The organism is Nocardia sp. CA-119907 (assembly GCF_050955995.1).
Classification (GTDB): Bacteria; Actinomycetota; Actinomycetes; order Mycobacteriales; family Mycobacteriaceae; genus Nocardia.
In genome coordinates this window covers 4,254,651-4,275,743 of record NZ_CP192091.1, presented here as the reverse complement: position 1 = coordinate 4,275,743, position 21,093 = coordinate 4,254,651, and the positions used below count along the sequence as shown (strand labels likewise).

The 21,093-nt window shown below is 65.7% G+C and carries 14 protein-coding genes; 8 read left to right on the top strand and 6 right to left on the bottom strand.

The window, feature by feature from the left end; translation table 11 throughout:
- Nucleotides 1–2 precede the first annotated feature (2 nt).
- Nucleotides 3–1,727, top strand: coding sequence for a GMC oxidoreductase (locus ACQP2D_RS18635; protein ID WP_433684954.1), 1,725 nt, complete (start codon nucleotides 3–5; stop codon nucleotides 1,725–1,727).
- 9 nt (nucleotides 1,728–1,736) lie between these two features.
- Here the strand turns inward: ACQP2D_RS18635 and ACQP2D_RS18630 are convergent, their stop codons facing one another.
- Nucleotides 1,737–3,356 (bottom strand): hypothetical protein, encoded by a 1,620-nt coding sequence (locus tag ACQP2D_RS18630; RefSeq protein ID WP_433684953.1) that lies wholly within the window; start codon nucleotides 3,354–3,356, stop codon nucleotides 1,737–1,739.
- 198 nt (nucleotides 3,357–3,554) lie between these two features.
- Here ACQP2D_RS18630 and ACQP2D_RS18625 point away from each other — a divergent pair, with 198 nt between their 5' ends.
- Nucleotides 3,555–8,216, top strand: a complete 4,662-nt coding sequence (locus ACQP2D_RS18625) for an FHA domain-containing protein (protein ID WP_433684952.1) — start codon at nucleotides 3,555–3,557, stop codon at nucleotides 8,214–8,216.
- 335 nt (nucleotides 8,217–8,551) lie between these two features.
- On the opposite strand, the gene ACQP2D_RS18620 is transcribed toward ACQP2D_RS18625, so the two are convergent.
- On the bottom strand, nucleotides 8,552–9,088 hold the full coding sequence (locus ACQP2D_RS18620; protein ID WP_433684951.1) for a DoxX family protein: 537 nt from the start codon (nucleotides 9,086–9,088) through the stop codon (nucleotides 8,552–8,554).
- 24 nt (nucleotides 9,089–9,112) lie between these two features.
- Nucleotides 9,113–9,913 (bottom strand): dioxygenase family protein, encoded by an 801-nt coding sequence (locus ACQP2D_RS18615; protein WP_433684950.1) that lies wholly within the window; start codon nucleotides 9,911–9,913, stop codon nucleotides 9,113–9,115.
- A gap of 90 nt (nucleotides 9,914–10,003) precedes the next feature.
- Between ACQP2D_RS18615 and ACQP2D_RS18610 the strand changes: the two genes are divergently transcribed.
- The 5 genes from ACQP2D_RS18610 (at nucleotide 10,004) to ACQP2D_RS18590 (ending at nucleotide 14,715) form a co-directional block, all read left to right on the top strand.
- Nucleotides 10,004–10,453: a MarR family winged helix-turn-helix transcriptional regulator gene (locus ACQP2D_RS18610; protein ID WP_433684949.1), complete on the top strand. Its 450-nt coding sequence runs from the start codon at nucleotides 10,004–10,006 to the stop codon at nucleotides 10,451–10,453.
- 85 nt (nucleotides 10,454–10,538) lie between these two features.
- Entirely contained in the window at nucleotides 10,539–11,228 is a 690-nt protein-coding gene (gene merB, locus ACQP2D_RS18605; RefSeq protein WP_433684948.1) for an organomercurial lyase, read from the top strand.
- Nucleotides 11,229–11,415: 187 nt separating this feature from the next.
- Nucleotides 11,416–11,895, top strand: coding sequence for a hypothetical protein (locus ACQP2D_RS18600; RefSeq protein ID WP_433684947.1), 480 nt, complete (start codon nucleotides 11,416–11,418; stop codon nucleotides 11,893–11,895).
- A gap of 1,180 nt (nucleotides 11,896–13,075) precedes the next feature.
- Entirely contained in the window at nucleotides 13,076–14,257 is a 1,182-nt protein-coding gene (locus ACQP2D_RS18595; protein ID WP_433684946.1) for a cytochrome P450, read from the top strand.
- Nucleotides 14,258–14,379: 122 nt separating this feature from the next.
- Nucleotides 14,380–14,715, top strand: coding sequence for a histone-like nucleoid-structuring protein Lsr2 (locus ACQP2D_RS18590; protein WP_433684945.1), 336 nt, complete (start codon nucleotides 14,380–14,382; stop codon nucleotides 14,713–14,715).
- A 280-nt stretch (nucleotides 14,716–14,995) separates the two neighbouring features.
- Here ACQP2D_RS18590 and ACQP2D_RS18585 read toward each other — a convergent pair whose 3' ends face one another.
- The 3 genes from ACQP2D_RS18585 to ACQP2D_RS18575 are packed head-to-tail and all read right to left on the bottom strand — an operon-like array spanning nucleotide 14,996 to nucleotide 19,697.
- Nucleotides 14,996–16,633, bottom strand: coding sequence for a glycosyltransferase family 39 protein (locus tag ACQP2D_RS18585; protein WP_433684944.1), 1,638 nt, complete (start codon nucleotides 16,631–16,633; stop codon nucleotides 14,996–14,998).
- The gene (locus tag ACQP2D_RS18580; protein ID WP_433684943.1) at nucleotides 16,630–18,279 is read right to left on the bottom strand and encodes an MFS transporter; all 1,650 of its coding nucleotides are present in this window, start codon (nucleotides 18,277–18,279) and stop codon (nucleotides 16,630–16,632) included. Before ACQP2D_RS18580 ends, ACQP2D_RS18585 begins: the two co-directional genes overlap by 4 nt.
- A complete protein-coding gene (locus ACQP2D_RS18575) occupies nucleotides 18,276–19,697 on the bottom strand; it encodes a condensation domain-containing protein (protein WP_433684942.1) in 1,422 nt (473 codons plus the stop codon). Before ACQP2D_RS18575 ends, ACQP2D_RS18580 begins: the two co-directional genes overlap by 4 nt.
- A gap of 265 nt (nucleotides 19,698–19,962) precedes the next feature.
- On the opposite strand from ACQP2D_RS18575, the gene ACQP2D_RS18570 reads away from it, so the two are divergent.
- A complete protein-coding gene (locus tag ACQP2D_RS18570; RefSeq protein ID WP_433684941.1) occupies nucleotides 19,963–21,024 on the top strand; it encodes an alpha/beta hydrolase in 1,062 nt (353 codons plus the stop codon).
- The last annotated feature ends 69 nt before the right edge of the window (nucleotides 21,025–21,093 follow it).

Sequence of the window (21,093 nt, the reverse complement as noted above, 5' to 3'; positions counted from 1 at the left end):
ACATGGACCAGCGGACGACGGATTTCGACGTACTCGTCGTCGGTTCAGGATTCGGCGGCAGCGTTACAGCACTGCGGCTGATCGAGAAGGGCTACCGGGTCGGGGTGCTCGAGGCGGGTCGGCGCTATTCCGATGACGAGCTCCCCGAAACCAGCTGGGACCTGCGCAAATTCCTCTGGGCACCTAAGCTCGGCTGCTACGGCATCCAGCGCATCCACCCGCTGCGCAATGTGCTGATCCTCGGCGGCGCCGGTGTCGGCGGCGGTTCACTGAACTACGCGAACACCCTCTACGTGCCGCCGGAGCCGTTCTTCCAGGACCAGCAGTGGCGCGATATCACCGACTGGCGCGCCGAACTCACCCCGTACTACGAGCGCGCGAAGAAGATGCTCGGCGTGGTGCAGAATCCGCATCTCACGCCGGCGGACGAGGTGTTCAAGAAGGTCGCCGATGATATGGGCGTCGGGGACACCTTCGTGCAGACCCCGGTCGGCGTCTTCTTCGGCGAACCGGGAAAGACCGTGGCGGATCCGTACTTCGGCGGCGTCGGCCCCGATCGCACCGGCTGCCTCGAATGCGGTGAATGTATGACCGGTTGCCGCCACGGAGCGAAGAACACCCTGGTCAAGAATTACCTGTACCTCGCGGAAAAGGCTGGCGCACAGGTGATCCCGATGACGACGGTGACCTCCGTCCGCCCGTTGCCCGATGGCACCTGGGACGTCTCGACCGAGCGCACCGGCGCGTGGGTGCGCAAGCGCCCGCACACCTACACCGCGGGCCATGTCGTGCTCGCCGCGGGCACCCTCGGCACGCAGAAGCTATTGCACGCCATGCGCGATCAGGGCGTACTTCCCGAATTGTCCAACCGGCTGGGCGAACTCACCCGCACCAACTCCGAATCCATTGTGGGCGCGGCGACCCGCAAGGTGAATCCAGATGTCGACTTCACCCGGGGTGTCGCGATCACCTCCTCGATCCACCCGACCGCCGACACCCATATCGAACCTGTTCGCTACGGCAAGGGCTCGAATGCGATGGGCCTGTTGCAGACCCTCATGGTCGACGGCGGCGGCCGGATACCGCGCTGGCTGCGCTTCCTCGGCCAGGTGGTGCGAAACCCGTTCACCCTCATCAGTTTCCTGAGCGTGAAGAACTGGAGCGAGCGCACCATCATCTCCCTGGTGATGCAGCACCTGGACAACTCCATCACCACCTACACCAAGCGCACCCTCTTCGGCCGCAAACTCACCAGCAAACAGGGCCACGGTGAACCGAATCCGACCTGGATTCCCGCGGGCAACGAGGTGACCCGCAAGGTCGCCGAGGAAATCGACGGCGTCGCCGGCGGCAGCTGGGGCGAAGTCTTCAATATCCCCCTCACCGCCCATTTCCTCGGCGGCGCCCCCATCGGCGCGGACCGCGACTCCGGCGTAATCGACGCCTACCACCGAGTTTTCGGCTACCCCACACTCAGCGTCGTCGACGGTGCCGCAGTCTCCGCGAACCTGGGCGTCAACCCGTCGCTGACCATCACCGCCCAAGCCGAACGCTCCGCCGCCTACTGGCCCAACAAGGGCGAACAGGATCAGCGCCCCCCGCAAGATGTTGCCTACCAACAGATCCAGCCCATCGCCCCCAAGAACCCGGTCGTCCCCGCCGAAGCACCCACGGCCCTGGTCCTCCCGATCGTCGAGATCCGGACCGACAAGTCCACCGCCAGCTGAGTCGCCCGGTCAGCGTCCAACCGATTCGGCGGCGGCCACCAATATCTGATGCAGCACCTGCGCGGGCGGTACAGCTTGCCTATTCATCACCACTTCGGTGAACGCCTCGGCCAGTGCCGCGGCGGGCTCGAACTGGCCGCGATGGAAACTACTGCCGCGCAACCGCGAACGCCACGTTCGGAAACCGGACACCGTGCGGCTGAGCGAACCGCGCTGCTCTCGATCCAGCTGGGGAAGGTACGCGGTGACGAGAGCACGGTGCGCGGCGGCGCGCGCACCAAATCCGCCCGCCACATCCAACGCGCCGCCGAGCTCGCGCACAATCGACGAATACACCGGCCGTTGCGCGCAGCCAGGGGCGAGCAGACCCTCCTGCTCAGCCCTGGCGACGGTCTGCGCCACATACTCTGGGTCGGTCGCAGCCCGAGTCCCGAGCACAATTCGTGCGGTGAACGGCGCCGGCCCATCCGGTCCCAGGTCCGAATCCCATTCCAGTCGAGTCAATTCCCCATCCGGGAGCTCATCGATGCCGATGGCGCGTAGGTCGATTTTCGCGTATTCCGGTAGCACGTCGTCGACCGCGGCTACCAGCTCCGTCAGCACATCGTCACGGACGCCAGGGGTTTCGAAGCCGAACGACCGCACCCCATGCCGCTCGGCGAGTTCCCGGGCGAGCCGGGCCGCGAGGGACTCGCGCGATTCACCTGCCTTGGATTTGTCGGACTTCCTTCCCGGAACAGGTGGTTTCGCGGCGGGTCTGCCAGGCATCCGCGGTGCACCCGACTCGGAACCAGGCGCGGAAACCTTCGGCGGGCCGCCGGATCCCCCCCTGGACCACGGTGTGCTGCTCGGCGCAGCGGCAGTCGACTTGTTCGCTGCCGCAGTGGCCACAGCGGCACGCGCTTCGGCCCTCGCCCGCTCCCGCGCGGCCTCGGCTGCCCGCGCCGCGTCGATACCGGGGACAGCCCGCCCACCTGAACTGGACGGGCGACTCCCACCGGACCGATCACCCGAACTGGACCGATCACCCGAACCGGGCAGGTTGCCTTCGGCCGGGTTCGCACCGCGCTGATCCCGACCACTGCGCGGCGGCTGCTGCGCGCCGGATGAGGCGGCAGTGACAGGCACTGACGTTTGGGGCGGAACTGGCGTCGCGGTGGTCGCCGCTTCGTTGGCATGCGGTGCACCGTTTTCGGCCTCCGCCGCGGCGGCCGATGGCAGGGTCGTCATCGGCATGGTCGGCGGGTTCGAGGTGAGTTGCGGTAGTGCAGTGCCATCCGTCGACAGCTGCGGTGTCGCTTCGTCCGGGGTCCGGTTTGCGACGTTCTTGATCAACATGGCGTTGTCCAAATCCGAGTTCTCGAAATTGGCCGCGAGCTGATGCAGGTCAGAGCCCGACTGTTGGAGCACCTGCACGAGGCTGGCCAGATCGGACATGGTCCGCTGTCTTTCCGGTATATATGAATCGGCGAAAGCGCGCCCGGCGTCGTCGTCACCCCAAGGCTCGCCTTGCTGAGCCAAGGTGTCGCGCAGTTGTTCAACGGCTTTCAGCACATCCGCGCCGATGTGATCGAAGTGCGGCGCGAGTTCCCGCAGCCGATTCCCGTCAGCAGAAAACCGCTCGCCCACTCCACGCTCCTTTCCCTCGACTGACCATTGTCGGTCAGCTGCGGCACGCGCGTTCATTCATGGACGAGAATCCGCTGTGCCGTACGGAAACCGTGGACGACGATGCGAGCGCACGGTATTCCCAATAGCGGTAAGAGTCTCGACGCCAGCTAACTACGCAACAATTGTTGCACGCACCTGGAAGGAGTGGGGCTATCGATGGCGGATGTGAGCAGCCTGCTGGCCGAACTGCCCGGCTTCGTCCGCGAACTGGTCCTCGGGCACTGGCCGAAAACCGAAGTCGAACCCATGCGCCGCTGCGGCGACGCCCATATGCAGCTGTGCCAGGCATTGAACAGCTCGGCAGACCAGTATGACGCCGAAGCACGACAGGCCGAAGCCGCGGTCGAAGGCAATACGCGCGGCGGGTTGGCCACGCGGCACCGCGCTGTCGCCCAGGCCATGCGCGATCAAGCCGCCGTCCATCACAGCTTCGGGCTGCAGTTCTACGGCACTGCCGACGCCACGCTGTCGACAGAACACCTGCTGATCGTCGCGGGGATGACCCTTGCCGCACAGGTCTCCTACGATGTACTCCTGTTCTACCAGGGCGGCGGGTTCAAGGCCCTCGCCGACCGAGCCGAAGCCGAAGCCGCCATGCGCGCCGCTGCCCGACAGCTACCGGTCGAGGTCGGCGAACGAGTCGCTGCGGGCACCGCCCAGCGCGTCGCCCTGCACGGCGCCATTCACGCCGCCAAGATCGGGGCGATGTTCGGCGCGGTCACGAGTGCCGGCGCGCAGGCCTGGGACCTCATCGACGGTAACCGCAAGACATTCGATGTGGGTGCATTCCTCGAACAAGTGGCAGGTGGCGCGCTAGGTGGCGCCGTCGGCGCGGAAGTCGGCCGTCGCATCGCTCCGGGTGTGCTCGGCAAACTCACCGGCAACGGAGCGAGTAACCTCAGCCGCCTCACCTCTCACATCGGCGGCACAATGATCATCGGCGGAGCAGGCGGGCTCTTCGGTGGCGTCGCCGGCGCAATCCCCGCACTCGTGCTGCACCACGAAGATATCCATAGTCTCGGCGACCTGTTCAAAGCCGTCCGCGACTCCGCGATTACCGGATTCGGCGGAGGTTTCGTCGGCGCGGCATCTGGCTCATTGCGGGTACACAAGGCGGGAGCCGATGCACACCGGTCGGCGGCACACCAACGCGAATTCAGTACCCACATAGACGAATTGCTGCGCTCGGGCCGACCGCCGCGCATCGAGCGCGTTACCCGCGCCGGTACCCTGGATAGTCCGCCGGAGTCTGTCCAACGCCTGACCTTCCACGACGGCACCCGCGTCATCCACACGGTCGTCGACAATCCACAGCAGGTCATCCAAGCGGCCCGGGCTCGCACGACGACCGGGGCCCCGGCGGTACACGTGGTCGGCAACCATATGTTCACGGAGATCGCACCGGGAAGATCAGCCGATGGCACTGCGAGCCACACCAATACCAACCAGAACCGGCAACGGGCCGAACAGCTTTCGCGAACAGTGGAGGGCACCCGTCGACAGCCACCCGAACGCGGCGTGTTCGTCCCGGCGCGCGGCGACCGGCCAGTCTCGCTCGGCGAGGATCCGCGCGCAGGCGTGTCCCGCATGCCGGGCAATGCGCGCCCCGCGGGTGACGGAGGTATAAGCGCTCCAGGCGGCCACGGCCCCGAGCACTATCGGGTACCGGAACCTATCGCCAGGGCCCACAGTGACCTCGGCGAACCGCCGGTACCGGGCCACCCCGATTCCCCCGCCAACCCTGCTGGAGAACACGCGCCCGGCGAGGGCTCTGTCGGTTTGATCACCGCGCGACACGAAGACCCGAACGGCGAGAGCGCAAGTGAACCTGAACCGCCGCACGAGCCGGATCCGTTCGACGACGATGCCGACGAGTACGCACTTCGACTGATCACCGCATCTGCGGGCTCGGGCCATAGCGACGACATTCCGCCGCCGGATCCGCCCGAGGGGATGAACTTCGAGGATGGCGACCCACCGAACGAGTCCGACCGCGAACTCGCCGCGCACGCGCTGTCACGACTCCCCGGTGCCGGCGAGAGCAGTGCGGAATCGGCGGCCGAACTGCTGCGACCGCTCGACCGATCGGCGTACTTGGACGACCACGCGAGCCCCGAGGACTTCGCCGCGCACGGACGCGCACAGGCCCTCAACAACTTGGCCTGGTGGCGCGGGCTGACCGACGAGTCGATTCCGGACGGCCTGCGTGCACAGGTCGCGCAGGAACGCTTCGAGAACTCCGGCTACGGATTGAGCAGACTCCAACGCGCCCTTCTGCGAACCCACCCCGAACTGCTCACCCGCGCCCTCGGCATCCCGGACGATGTCAGCACCCAAGCCTCCTTGCGTGTTCTGAAGGCGCGCATGCAGGCACTGATCGACAAGGCCGCGAGCGGAAGCAATTTCACCGGGGACGAACTCCTGGAGTACTTCCGGACCCCATCACTGATCGACTGCATCACCATGGATATCGACGGGGTACCGCACTATCTGCGGGATCTCGATCCGGTCACCGGTGAAGCGGCATTTGTCTTTGGGAACGCGGCCACCGCGGCCAAGCGAATCTATGTGGTGACGCCGATACATCCGAATACGTTCACGATCGACTATCACGAGAATTGGCTGACGGCCAAACGGCTCTACCAGGAAATGCAGCGAATGCAGCCGGGTGCCGACGTGGCCGTGGTGGGCTGGGTGCGCGGCACCGGCGGCGACAATGCCTCGGGCGATGCCCTCCGCGGCCCGCTGTTACGACGCGATATTGCCGTAGGAAACGCCATTTACCAACAGCACCGCGGAGTGGATCCCGATCTTGCCGCCGCGGGCATCGAACTCGATGTGGTCGCCGGCCACGATGTGATCACGTTCGACCACGCCTCGGCCGCCGCATACGCCGCACTGGGCGAAGACGGCCTGCACACCATTTACACGATCAATCCAGCCGAATCCCATGGGCCGTCGGCACCGCCGCACGACGTGTCGATGTACACCACCTACTCGCGGAAGGAGGACCCGCCCGAAACTCTGGCGCTGCACGGCGGACAGCGACTCGCCGCGGTCGACGGCACTTACCGTCCAGCTGCCCCCGACGCCGGCGAAGCGAACCCACTACTACGCGTGATGGCCCGAATCGGCCTCGGCCGCGACGTCTCCAGGTATGTCCCCGAGTTGTCCGATCATTTCGGGAATCTCGTACCCGACGGCCAGAACTTGCCCAGGGGCAACCGGGCACTCGTCGACCTCGGTGCCGACGACGTATTCCGTGTTCCCGATGGTCCGATTGCGTGGACTGCGCTCGAAGGCAGCGTCGGCGGCCGGCTGGTACCGGTCGCCGAGCTCGGACCGGGCCGATCCGATCCGGTGGATCAACTCATCAGCGATCTGCGGACAGGCGTGGCGCGCGACGACCACGGTGGCATCATCCCGGATGCGACAGCCGATACCTACACCGTCGTGCTCGACAACGGCACAACCGCCTACCGGATCGAGATGACCAAGGTCGGCGAGGACGTCATCGTATTCGATCCGCTCGTGGGCGGGCCCATGGAAGTCGGTCGCTGGCAGGAACTCCGGCTCCACCCGACCATCGACAAAGCCTGGGTAATCGCGCACAGCATCGACGGAGACGGCGTCCTGCGGCCGATCGACAGCACCCTGCACGATCCAAAGGTCGCCCACCCGGCGATGCCGTCACATCTCATCGGCAGCGAAGGCGTCCATGCGCCGCATGCCGAACGGGTCTCCGGAAAGCTGACTGTCTCGTTCGGGATCGTGAGCCGAACATTCCCGATGTCCATCGGAGGTGAGGTGCTGATCGGCCGAAGTGCCGCGGGTTCCTCGATGCTGGAGCCCTTCTCCAGTGTGTCCCGCAATCATGCCCGGGTCGGTGTGCTCCGGGACGGTCGTCTATGGATCGCCGATAGCGGCTCCAGCAAGGGCACATTCGTGAACGGCGAGCGATTGGCACCGGACGAGATGCGGGTGATCGGTCCCAACGATACGATCCGCTTGGGCCACGATTTCGAAACATCGATCAGTTTTCTTCCCAACCGGCCGCTGCCGGACTCGCATCCGCCCGTCGAACCGGTCGGACCGCCGAAGCCGGCCGAACCACCGCGGCCGGTCGAACCACCGCCGATGCCAGCCCAACCACCGCAGCCGATGCTCGGGTTCGGCGACACCGCCGACCCGATCCCATTGATTCCGGGCGAGATGATCAAACTTGGGCGCGCAGGCGATCCGCGGCTGCCGTCCGCTCTGCGGGAAAACCCGTACGTCTCCAGCAATCACGCCTTCATGTGGATCGATAGCCAGGGCCATGGTTGGATCCGCGACATAGGCTCCACCAACGGCACCTTCGTCAATGGCGAACGGATCAACCCGTACGAGAACGTGCGGGTACAGCACGGGGATAGGATTCTGCTCGGCCATACTTACGAAACGGAGCTACGTCTGCCGCATGCAGCGGCCGAGATCCCCGCCGCATTGCACCCAGCATTCATCCGGTCTCCGAACGACGACGGTCCGCCCTTGCGGCTGGATCCGGGTAGCGAATTCCCCCTTGGACGGCAAGACAGCCCCCTCGCGACAAGGCTCGGAGCCTTTACCGATGTCTCACGCAGGCACGCGACCATCGGCATGACCGAGAACGGCCGGGCGTGGATCCGCGACGAGGGCTCCAGCAACGGCACCTTCGTCAACGGCAAACGAATTCCACACGGCTATAAGGTTCCCCTCAACGGCGAAGTCCAAATACGTCTCGGCTTCGAATACCAACTCACCGCCAACTTCGATCCCCCCAATCCCCCCAACAAATAGCCCACCCCCCAAACCCAACCTCCAACCACCACCCCTCACCACCAGCGACTTGGACGAACGATCACCATGCGCTGATGCAGGCAAACGTCGAATGCACACCTGCACCAGCGCATTCTCGACGATTGACGTCAGGCGAGTCACGGTGGCTGGGGCCGCGCAGCGATTGCGCGCTGGGACGCGCGCATTGGCCATCGGCACTGATCCGGTCCGTGGCGACGGCGGGTGGGGACGCAGAGGAAAGCTGCCCCGGGATGGTGCTAGGCGGGGCGGCCTTTGCAGTTCGCGTGTGCGGATTCCCTTGCGGCCCTGGTCGGTACCGCAGTGCGGGGTGTGCGTTAGTTGCGTACGAGGAGGACTGCGCCAGCGGTAACCAATGCCAGCGCGATGGCTGCGAGGCCGAAGGTCAGGCGGTGGGTTCGCAGGGTGGGGATGAAGCGGTCGACAGCGTAGCGGCCGGGGCCGGTGAGGGACAGGGAGGTGGCGGCGAGGGTGAGGATCAGTTCGTATTCGATGCCCTTGGGGGCGAAGAAGGTGCTGCCCCATTTGACGGCGATGGCGTTGAGGAGGGTGCCGACCAGTGCTGCGGCGGCGAGGGGGGTGAGTAGGCCGATGGCGAGGGCGAGGCCGCCGAGGGTTTCGGTGAGTCCGGCGACGGCGGCCATCGCCTTGCCCGCGGGGTAGCCGCTCATTTCGAAGAACTTGCCGGTTCCGGTGAGGCCGCCGCCATTGAACCAGCCGAACAGTTTCTGGGTGCCGTGGGCGGCCATGGTGAGGCCGACGGCCGAGCGCAGCACCAGCAGGCCGAGGTCGTAAGGCTGTGTGGGGGCTGTGGTTTCGGTGCGCGGTGCGGGGGCGGTGAGCATGGCGGTCATGCGGATGCCTTTCGTGAGGGTGGATCAGCCGAACTGGATGGAGCGGCGGGCCATGCCCAGCCAGAACCCGTCGATCACGGTGCGTTGGTCGGCCAGATCGTCCGCCCCCGCGCCTAGGGCGACGAACAGCGGTGCGAAATGGTCGGTGCGCGGATGCGCGAGATGTGCCGCGGGGGCCTTGTTTTCGAAGTCGAGCAGGGCGTCGAGATCATGGGCGGCGAGGGTTTCCCGGCCCCAGTCGTCGAAATCGGCGGTGAAGCTGTGGACGCGCTCGTCATCGGCGGTGATGGCGCGCAGGTTGTGGGTGAAGAAGCCACTGCCGATGATCAGCACCCCCTCGGCGCGCAGCGGCGCGAGTTTGCGGCCGATCGCCAGCAGCCGCTGCGGGTCCAGCGTCGGCATGGACAGTTGCAGCACCGGAATATCGGCATCCGGATACATCTCCTTCAGCGGCACATAGGCACCGTGGTCCAGCCCGCGATCCGGGACATCGACCACGCCGCCGGCGAGCAGTTTGCGCACCTTGTCCGCCAGTTCCGGCGCCCCGGGCGCGGCATATCGCACCCGGTAGTAGCGCTCCGGAAAGCCGCCGAAGTCGTAGACCAGCGGCACCGTGGTGGTCGCACCGAGCGCGATCGGCGCGGCCTCCCAATGCGCGGAGATCATCAGAATCGCGGTGGGCCGGGGCAATTCGCGCGACCACGCGGCCAGCTCACCGGGCCATCGCGGATGGTCGGCCAAGGGCGGCGCGCCGTGCGAGAGGTAGAGCACCGGCATCTGCCCAGGCCCACCGCTCGTCGATTCGCGACGCGAAGCTGCACTCATCACTGCACTCCATCCAAGTAGTTCAAATTTGAACTCAGCCAGACTATAGCCTGTTGTTCAAATTTGAACAACCCGAGTAGGATGGATGCCGTGGCTGATGCGAAATGGCTCGATGAGCGGGAGATGCGCACCTGGCAGGGCTTCCTGGCGGCCTGGGCACTCGTCGGCCGCCAGGTCGAACAGCACCTCAAGCAGGAGGGGCTCTCGCACACCCAGTACGAAGTGCTGGTCCGCCTCGCCGCCGCCCCGGACGGCCAACTGCGGATGACCGAACTGGCCGATGCGCTCTACACCTCGAAAAGCGGTCTGAACTACCAGGTTACGCAGCTGGAGAAGTCCGGCCTCGTCCGCCGCGAGGCCTGCCCGACCGATATCCGCGGTGTCACCGCCGTTCTCACCGCGGACGGCCGTCACCGCCTCGAACAGATCGCACCCGGTCACGTCGAGACGGTCCGCCGCGTGCTCATCGATGTGCTGAGCCCCGAACAGCAGGAGGCCATAGCCACCGGACTCGGCGAGGTAGCACGCAGACTCGCGTAGGTCGCGCCCGCCGCACCAGCGTTCAAGACTTCCGATCCGCCCGGGCCGAGGCTGGGACACCGCACTTGGGTCAGGAGGTAGAGCAATGAACGATCCTTCCGCGGCGAAGCGGGAACAGGTTCGCGTGGCGGTGTACGCCCACTTCGCCCGCACCGGAACCGCCCCTACCCCAGCGGATCTGGCAGCCGAGACCGCACTCGCGCACCCCGAGATTCGCGACGCGCTCGCAGCGCTGCACGAACACCGCGATCTGGTCCTCGACACGCAGGATCGCGACCGGATCCTCATGGCGCACCCCTTCGCCGCCATCCCGCTCGGCTTCTCGGTAATGGGTGCCAGCACGCTGTGGTGGGGCGGTTGCGCATGGGATTCCTTCGCCATCCCACGCCTGCTGCATGACGAGCCGGACGTGCTGGTCGCCACGCGCTGCCCGGCCTGCGACACCCCCCACGCCTGGGTGGTCGGACGCGCGGCTCCGCCCGCCGGGGATCAGGTGGCCCACTTCCTCACCTCGGTCCCCCGCATTTGGAACGACGTCGTGCACAGTTGCGCCAACCAGCGCCTCTTCTGTTCGGCCGACTGCGTCGAAACCTGGCTCGAGAACACCGGGCAGACACCGGGTTACGTCATGGACCTGGCCACGCTGTGGCGGCTGGCCAGTGACTGGTACTCCGGGCGTATGGAATCCGGGTACATCCGGCGTGATCCGGCTTCGGCCACAGCCTATTTCGCCCAGGTGGGACTGCACGGAAAGTTCTGGGGTTTACCCGGATGACTCCGGCGCCGGTGTCCGACGAAAGGAGGACACCGGCCGCGACCATAGGCCGATGTCACGGCCCTGGGAACCCCGCAGAATCGGGGCCGTAAGAAATCTGTTGGGAAACTCTAAGCCCCAACAGATTTGATGCCCAGGTAGGGATGTGACGCTGATGGTCGCAGATTGACCCAGAACGGAGAAGACAGTGCCCACGACGTTTCCGAGTTCCGTGACCGAGGCCGTTTCGGATACGGTGCAGGACTGCCGCCGACGTGGGTGGACGGTCGCCGAAACGGTCAATGGCGTCTGCCTGATCACCGACGAGCAGATATCGGCCATCGAACTCACCGGCACACTGGCCGCCACCGTGCGCCGGTTCCTGCGGGCGAACAATCTGTCCGGTCCGGTGATCGAGATTCCGGGAGCGCACCGGCGCGAGATCCATGTGGTCGTCGGCGCCGCCAAGGCCGCGATGGCGATCGGCGCGCTGCGCGAGGCCGGCGCGATCGTGCACACCGGCGGTGCGAGCATCCCGTTGCCGCCGACCCGGCTCTCGGCCGGTTCGGCCTGCTGGGGAGTCTCCCCGGCCGAGGCCCGCTGGGTGCCGCCGGTCGTCGCCATCGCCGCCGCCGTGCGCGCCGCCGAAACCGGCCGCAAGCCGCACATCAGCGGCCTGGCCTGCTGAAATCTCGATCCACGACGCCGGAAATCGACTCGCGGGCAACGACCTTGCGCAGGACGCGTCGCATCCACGCCGGTGCCCACCGGCATGCGTCGCCGAGCTCGCATTGTCGCGGAGACCAGCACCATGCGCTGCACGGTCGATCCGACACGGATAAGGCCGAGGACGAGCACGCCGATGGGCAGATCTCGCAGTGGCAGTCGACCCGGTATTCATCGCCTGACCAGGGGATTCCGGCGCATCCGGCGGTCGCCCATACAGCGCGAACACCTGCCGACGACCGCTGGGTGTCGACCTTCGTCACGCGCGCACCTCCCAGCGCTCTTGTGTGCGCCGACGGTGGACCTCGATCACCGATGTGAACACCCGGTCCCAAATTTCTTGGGACAGCTGACCGGCGAGCCCTACCGAAGCTGGTGTCGGTCACAACCTGGGGCCCGCACGGCGTCACGACCACCCGCCGAACGAGCGAATGCGACTCGCACACACTGGTGCTCCTGTGGCGTGTGTGACGAGATGGCAAACCGGTAGCGCTATACGGCGGAGCCGATCCTCGACATTTGCAAGACGCCAGATTGCGACCGACTGAGTGCGTTCGACGTGGGCCAACGAATTCCGTGCCGAAAATGCGCGGCTTTGTCCACTGCCGACACGACTATCGGGCGCGTTAGCCCGGAGTCTGCTCGCCGGACTCCGGACGCGCCATTGTCTGCACTCCGGTGGATACAAAAGGTCCTCGTCCGCCGAGCTACGCCACGAACGCGCACGCTGTCAGCTACTGGACGGTCGGGTACGGCAAATATTCGCCGGTTTGCGGCGATAGTGCTATTCGGGCCGGTTCGCGCTGCGGACCGCGATAGGGAGGGAGTATGATCCCACGATGATCGAAACATGTTACGGTCAAACACATTTGGTGCACAGCTCGGTTTCGGACAGGCGTATGGACGATCGCGCCGACCGGGGACCGGGCACCGAGGTTCTAAACGCGTAAGGCCGTAACTGCCTGTGGATCAATGGGATCCATCCACCTCGTAGCGTTCCAGTAGCAATTTGCTTCGACCCGTATGACCGATAGTGGGCCGGCGATCTGGAGACGGTCGCATACACAGGCTTGAAAGACCGTGCAGTTGAACAGATCTCACCGTTAACGTGTTATTCGTTCTTGGGAGCTACTTTCTTGGCCATGTCCCTGCATTCGCCGGAGTTCGCAGCTGATCCGCACGCCGCATACGACGATATGCGGCGTCGTCACGGTCCGCTCGTTCCGGTGGAGATAGCCGTCGATGTGCCCGCGACGCTCGTGATCGGCTACCGCGAAGCACTGAACATCCTGAGTGATCCCGCCCACTTCCCGGCGGACCCGCGGGCCTGGCAGGCCACGGTTCCGGAGCACTGCCCGGTCCTACCGATGATGGAGTGGGGGCCCACCGAGTCGAAGGCGATGGGCGAGGACCATTCTCGTCATCGGGCCGCCTATACGGCCAGCCTCGACAAAGTCGATCTGTACGCCCTACGCCACGCGGTCGAAGCCATCGCGGTGCCATTGATCAACAGCTTTTGCGAGACCGGTTCCGTGGATCTGCTGGGCGAGTACGCCGTCCCGCTCACCGTGCGGGTGCTCAACGATCTGCTCGGGTTCTCGCCGGAGGCCGGGCAGGAAGCGTTCGCGGCCTTGGTGGCGCTGCGCGATGCCTCGGATGCGGCCTCGACCGAGCACAGCGAGCAGCGGTTCACAGCGGCGATATCGGATGTCGTGGCAGCCAAGCGCGTGGCGCCTGGTGCGGATGTAATTTCCTGGCTGATCGGACATTCCGCCCGATTCGACGATGCGGAGATCGTGGCCCAGACGGCGATGTTGTACTCGACGGGTACCGAACCGACGTGGAACCTTATCGTCAACGCACTGCTGTTGATGGTGACCAATGACCAGTTCCACGATGAGCTCCTGGGTGGCGCGCTGTCCATCCGTGACGCGATCGACGAAGTACTGTTCACCGATCCGCCGCTGGCGAACTTTTGTTCGCGCTTTCCACGGCAGCCACAGATAATCGGGGGTTCGTGGTTGCCGGTCCACCAGCCCGTTGTGATCAGTTTGGCGGCGTGCAACAACGATCCCGCGGTCGGTGGCGACCGGACCGGCAACCGGTCGCATCTGGCGTGGGGCGCCGGGCCGCGTTCGTGCCCGGCTCAGTCAATAGCCATGGTCATTGTGCAAGAAGCGCTCGACCAACTGCTCGACGCCCTACCCGATATCGAATTGGCCGTGCCCGCGGACCAATTGGAGTGGCGGCCGGGCGCCTTTCACCGTGCGCCGACCGCGGTCCCCGTGAACTTCCCTCCAGCACCACCGCTCACTTTCGTATAGGGAGAATCCCGGCCGAATTCACCGTGAGATTCCGGCCGAGCGAGACGCCTGCGAGTCGCCTCGCAGGCACTCGTTATGATCACGTTTCTCTGCCCGCTGTCGACTCATGAAGAGGAATGCCCATGGCACGCAAGGTCGTTGTGACGCTGGTCGATGACTACGACGGCAAGTCCCCCGCCGAGGAAACAGTGGCCTTCGCACTGGACGGGGTCGAATACCAGATCGATCTGTCCACGGACAATGCCAGCCAGCTGCGCGGCATCTTCGAAAACTGGACACCGAACGCCCGCAGAACCGGTCGCGTACCACGGAGTAAGGGCCACGCTTCTCGCTCGGCGAATGACCGCGCACGCACCGCCGCCATTCGCGACTGGGCGCGCAAGAAAGGCCTCACCGTCTCGGCGCGCGGACGGATTTCGGCCGAGGTGGCCAATGCGTACGAGAAGGCCAACGCCTAACCCGGCCATCAGGATTGCGCGCCCATACCGGCGGGGGAAATTTGGTGGCGCCATTACGGCGCGGCTTCCCGCCGCCGTGGACTGGGTTGGCTAAGCTTGCTGCGCTGTGCGACGTGGCGGCGTCCGCACAGCGAACGGGGAAGGGAACCCGCTCGGCGATACTCCGCGTATCGCCGGGCGGGCTCGCAAAGTCCACGACACCGTCAACTGATCCCGACTACCCGGTCCAGTCGCTGCGCTCGCGGCAGATGCTGCCCTGGCGCAGCGCTTCCGGGCGTGGTCACAATCCAGGATCGAGGACGGACGTGGTGCGGGTGCGCCAGAGTTCGGACCAGTTACTGGTCGGACCCAAGCATTTCCACACCGTCACCCTGCTGGAAATACCAGGGAAGCCGAGCGGGTCGTCGACTCGCACAACCGGCTCCACCTGGGAAAACAGCGGGCGCAGTGCTGGTTCCGCGGCTCCGGCGGTGATGTAGAGAACTGTTGTGGCCGAATCGGGCGGTGTGCCGAAGAAGGCGAAGCCGCGGTTGGGGCTGTACACCGCGGGCAGATCGGCGCCGCCGAGCCGATCGATCGCCGCGGCCTGCCAATAGGTTTGGGCGACTATAACCGTGCGGGGTCGTTCACTGGGATCCAGCCGCGCGTCGGCCGCGCGCACAGCGGCGACCAACTCCGACCACCCGGTGGTGCCGAATATACGCATGCGCGTTGACTGCTCGTGCGGTGTCCGCGTCGGGTTGTGCAATCGCGAGGTCGGCAATGGCAGCAATACGGTCAGCGCCACCGCGATCGTCACCGCCACCGCGACGACTGCGATGCCTACGCCGCGCCACCACCGTCGCAGGTCGCACACCGACACCCCCGCCGCACCGGCCGCGAACAGCACCGGCAACAACCCGGCCAGATAGTAGGGCCGCCCACCGGACACGAGCACGAATCCGATCTGGCCTGCCGCGGCGACAGCGAGGAACCGGTACTCACGCCATTCGGGATAACGAACCACTCGCCAAAACCCCCCTAGCGCCAGCACCGAACCGAGCACCCCTGCGAGGGTGGCCAGCTGGATCGGCACACTCGCCGGACCCCCTGCGGCCGCGAGCTGTTCCGAACGGATCACCGTTCCCATATCCAGCTGAGGCCACCCGTTTGCGGCCTGCCACCACAGCCCGGGAGCCGCGACGGCCGCGACAGTCAGCACCCCGAGCCACAGTGCCGGGCGGCCCAGCATCGCCCGGGGCCCGAAGACGATGACGCCGAGGCCGATCCCCGTTAGTAGCACCGGAATCAGTAGTTTGACTTCGATATCGAGTGCGGCGACCAACGCGGCGACCAGCAGCACGCCGTCGCGACGGGTCCGGATCCACACCAGCGACAGCCACACGATCACCGCGGACAAGGTGGCATCGAAGGCAAAGGTGGACAATGTCGCCGCCTGTGTGACCAGGAACGGACAGCTGGCATAACCGAGTCCGGCGAGCAGCTGTGCGCCGCGTCCGGCGCCGAACTCGCGGGCGAGCGCGGCGGCCAGCGCGATACCCGCAAGTCCCATGATGATCGCCGGAAGCCGCAGTGCGACAATTGATCCCGGTGCGATGGCGTCCATGAGCCGAGCGACGAGAGGAAGCAACGGCCCCTGATCGACATATCCGGCCGAGAGCCGCCGACCGGCGGCCAGGAAGTACAGCTCATCACCGAAATAGTCGTATCTGCCCGCCCGGACCACCAGGATCAGCCCGGCCACCGCCGCTATGGCCGCGACAGGTCCGAGCGCGAACGGCGCCAGAACCTTCGATGCGCCGACTGTCGTACGGCTCTTCGTCGCAACCGTTTCTATCGCAGCGTCGGGACCGGTGCCATCAGATGTCGTCGAGGTGCTGGCCGACCGCGGGTGGCTACGAGCTGTCGGGATGGTCATGAACTGTGCACCTTCGGCAGAGCCACAGTCAGTACGGTCAAGGCGAACGCGACACCGGACACCACCCACAGCACCGTCGAGTAGGCCGCCAGATAGGTGTGGCCTGTCGCCACACGAGTGGCCGCATCGATGGCCGTGGCGATTGTTGCATCACTTGCCGTACAACTGTGTTCGGCCAGCTTCGGAGTCGGTGATATCAACGCCGTGTGGACGCAGTCACCGAAGCCCTCGACGATACGAGCCTGCTGGTCGGCGGGCACACCGGTATCGGTGAGTCGTTTCACGAGAACGCTTTTCGCCTGTGCGGTACCCGCATCGGCCGCGCGGGCGACACGGTCGAAGAACAGCACACCGATCGCGGCCACCCCGATCGAGGTACCGAGTTGCTGCAGCGTCGGCACCGTACCCGTGGCCGATCCGGTGACCCGCTCGGCCACGCCAGCCATCATGACCGCCGGCAGCGGTGCGGCGAACCAGCCCATACCCGCCCCGGCAATGAGGACCGGGCCGCTCAGTTGTCCGAGATCAACGCCCGCCGCACGCGGGCTGATCGTCGCGGCCATTATCGCCACCCCGAGCGTGAACAGCAGCAGGCCGACGGTCAGGGTGCGCGATCCCCAGCGCGCGATGAGAATAGGCGAGGTCACTGCGCCGAATGCGCCGCCGACCGCGAACGGCACCAGCACCAGCCCCGTCCGCAGCGCGGAGAAACCCAATCCGGATTGCGCCGCGACCGACACGGTGAGCAGAGACGCCGCGAACAATCCGAAGAACACCATCGTGAGCACCGCCCCGACCGCGAACCCACGATCGGCGAACAACTCACCACGGAACAGTGGGCTCCCGCCACGGCGCGCCAACCGGTACTGCTGCCACCCGAATACCGCCAACAATGCGACCGCCGCCAGCATCATTATCAAAAAAGTTGGCGGCCAACTCTTTTCACGACCGACGGTGAGCGGATAGATCAACAGGAACAGCCCCGCCGTCGATAGCACCATCCCGAACACGTCCAGCCGCTCACCGGTCGCCGACACATCGAGATGCAGAAATCGATGCGCCAAGGCCAGAGCGATCAGTCCGATCGGCATATTGATCAGGAAGATCGCATGCCACCCCACCCCGAACGCACCCGAGGCGACGAGCAGACCGCCGACCAGCGGCCCGGCGATCGCGGCAAGCCCGGCACTGCCGCCGTAGAGCGCGAACGCCAGCGCGCGGCGGGCAGGGGGGAATGCGGCGGTGATGATCGCGATGATCTGTGCCGACATCGCCGCCCCTGCCAACCCCTGCACACCACGCGCCACGATCAGCTCATCGGCGCGGTGCGCCAGGCCGCACCACAGTGAGGCGCTCACGAATCCGGCCAGCGCGGTGCGGAACATGCGTCGACGTCCGATCAGTTCCCCGAGCCGCGCTGCCGTCATCAAGGTGCAGGCGAACGCCATGCTGTAGGCGGTCACCACCAGCAACTGCGCCGAGCCGGACGCGGCCAGGTCAACGGCGATATCGGGCAGTGCGGTATTGACGATCGTCAGATCCAGCATCTGCATGAACACCGCCAACAGGCACGCTGCCAGCGATCCCCACGCATCCCGCGAGACGACGGCGCGTGCCGGGGCTTCGACCGCTGCCGGTGCGCTCACGACGACACGGTGACGGGCACAGCGTAATCGCCGGTGGCCACGACCGCCGCGAAGACCGCCTGCAGCGCAGCGATATAGCATCGGATCGCCGCCTGCGCCTGCGGGGTGTCGGGGAACAGCAGGCTCAGCTGCGTCACGTCAGTGAACCGGTTCACCCAGATGTACACCTCGCGGGACAACCCGCGACTGCCGTACATGCCGCCGTTGATCTGGTCGAACATCTCGACACCGGGGATCTTGCGCACGTCGACATAGGAGAGCATGCGTGCCGACCAGCCCGGTTCGACGCGGATACCCAACTCCGGAGTGGCCAACTCCACCGCACGATGCAGTGACACATCGATGAGGTCTTTACCGCGATCGTGGGCCGCCTGGGCGGTCGCCACCACCGCGGTGAAACGGTCTCCGGCCCGGACCGGGAACTCGACCGGAATCAGGTTCGTGTACCAGCCCACCGACCCCGATTCCCCCGGCGTGCTACGGGTATTGGCGGGAGTCAGCCCGAAATACCATTCCCCACCGCCCAGTTCGGCCTCCGCCAGTGCGGCTGCGGCGAAGAGGCCACCGGTGAACCGCCCGCCGTGTAGCTGGCAGACGTGCTCGAATCGCACAGCATCGTCTTCACTGACCAACGGCACGGTTATCTGTGTGCCCCGAATATATTCCTGGTCACCGACCGCCAGATCCAGGGGGAATCCCGGAACGCCACCGCCGTTGCGCCGCAATAATTCCAACCACGTACGGACCTGTGGGGATCGCAGAGTCAATTCGGCGCTCGCTCGGCGCTCGCGCTCGCAATAGGCGAGATGTCCGTCCACCGGCGCGGATTCGACTTTGCCGCCGGACAATTCATTGCCGTAGAGCATCAGCAGATCGACACATGACAATGCCTGCGCGATACCATCGGTATGCAAATGATCGACCGCCGCGTACACGGTGAACGAATCGGCATGTTCGATCACCCCGAAACTGCAGCAGTCCCACCACAATGCCGCTGGCGTCTCCAGCTCCACATGTGCGCGTATCGCCGCACTCGCACCGAACTCGCCGTGCTCGGTCGGTAGGAATCGGATGGCCCACGGGCTCATCACATGCCGGCGTACGCTGCCATCGGGCTCGAAGGAGAACCAACTCCAAAAGGTGTCATGGCGCCGCAGGAATGCGTTGAAAGTCCTTGTCCAGGCGGGATAATCGGGTGCGCCCGGTATGGTGAAAGCGATCATGCACAACCGGGAGACCCGGAATCCGGCGTCGCCATGGCGGCGCACCGTGCGCAGATATTCCTCCTGCTGGTGCGAGGGCGGAGTCGGCACGATCGGCGCCCGCCGCGCTGCGTCCAGCGATTGCGGGGACGCGGTCCAACTGGTCAGTTTGCCCGGGGCGGGCACCCATTCCTCGATGAAACCGAAATTGACCACAGGTGCCTCAATTCATGCAGACAGGGGAATTCGCAGGAAAGACCGATGCGAACCAAATGCGCTGCGCCGCAGCATGATCACCGAGTTAACGGCAGAAACTTGTCGAGAGCCACAGGTCTTCGACAATCTTGTGACCGGAACCAGCCCGAAACCGATTCAACTGGGTGGGCACCCAAATCGACCGCCGACCGGTTGCCCGACAAGGAAACCGCGCCCTACCGTCGCCACAGGGCCGTCACCGCCGATTACCGCCGGGAGGTATCTAGTGGATGTCCGCACCGGAGCCGGCCTCGGCCGGGTCGCATGCCTTGCCCTATTCGCGACGGCGGCGCTCACCCTGCCGCTCGCGAAGCCAGTGGGCGTTGCCACCGCAGAACCAGCGGCGCGGCCCACCGACGCCGCGCCCACTGTTCCAGTGCAGCCCGACCCTGCCGGTGCACGCTTGCTCGGTATCGGTGCCGGAGTAGGTCGCATGCTCGACGTCGCCGTGCACTCCGCCGCGATGGACAGCGACATCGGCCTGGAAGTGTTTCCCGCACAGAACGATTCGAGCCCAGCACCGACGTTGTATCTGCTCAATGGCGCCAGCGGGGGCAACGAGGGCAGTACATGGTTCGACCAGACCGATATCGCGGACTTCTTCGCCGACAAACACGTCAATATCGTCATCCCCGTCGGCGGGGCAGGCAGCTACTTCACCGACTGGCACGACGACGACCCGGTTCTGGGACGGCAACGCTGGACCACCTTCCTCACCCGCGAACTCCCACCCATCATCGATAGCGCCTTCCACACCACCGGAACCAACGCCATCGCCGGCATCTCCATGGCCGCGACCTCGGTCTTCCAACTGGCGCTGGCCGCACCCGGGCTCTACCGCGCCATCGGCTCCTACAGTGGCTGTATCCAAACCTCTGATCCGCAAGGCCAGGGCATGGTCGCCGCCGTCGTCGGACGCTGGGGCGGCAACCCCATCAATATGTGGGGACCACCCACCGACCCCGCTTGGGCCGCCAATGACCCTTACGTGCACGCCGACCAGCTCCGCGGCACCACCATCTACGTCGCCACCGGCAGCGGTCTGCCCGGGACACTCGACACTCCCGACGCGGTGCACGGCAATGTCCCCAAGCTGGTCGGACAGCTTACCAGCGGGGTCATCCTGGAAGCGATCACCAACCAGTGCGCCCACCGGCTGCAGGATCGCCTGCGGGAGCGCAACATTCCCGCGATCTTCGACTTCCGACCCACCGGCACCCACTCCTGGGGCTACTGGCAGCAAGACCTGCACAACTCCTGGCCCCATTTCAGCGCGGCGCTGAATTGACCATTCGGCGAAGGCACCTCCGCACAATCGATTTCCGTGCGCATAGGATTCGCGTCCGACTGATCGCAA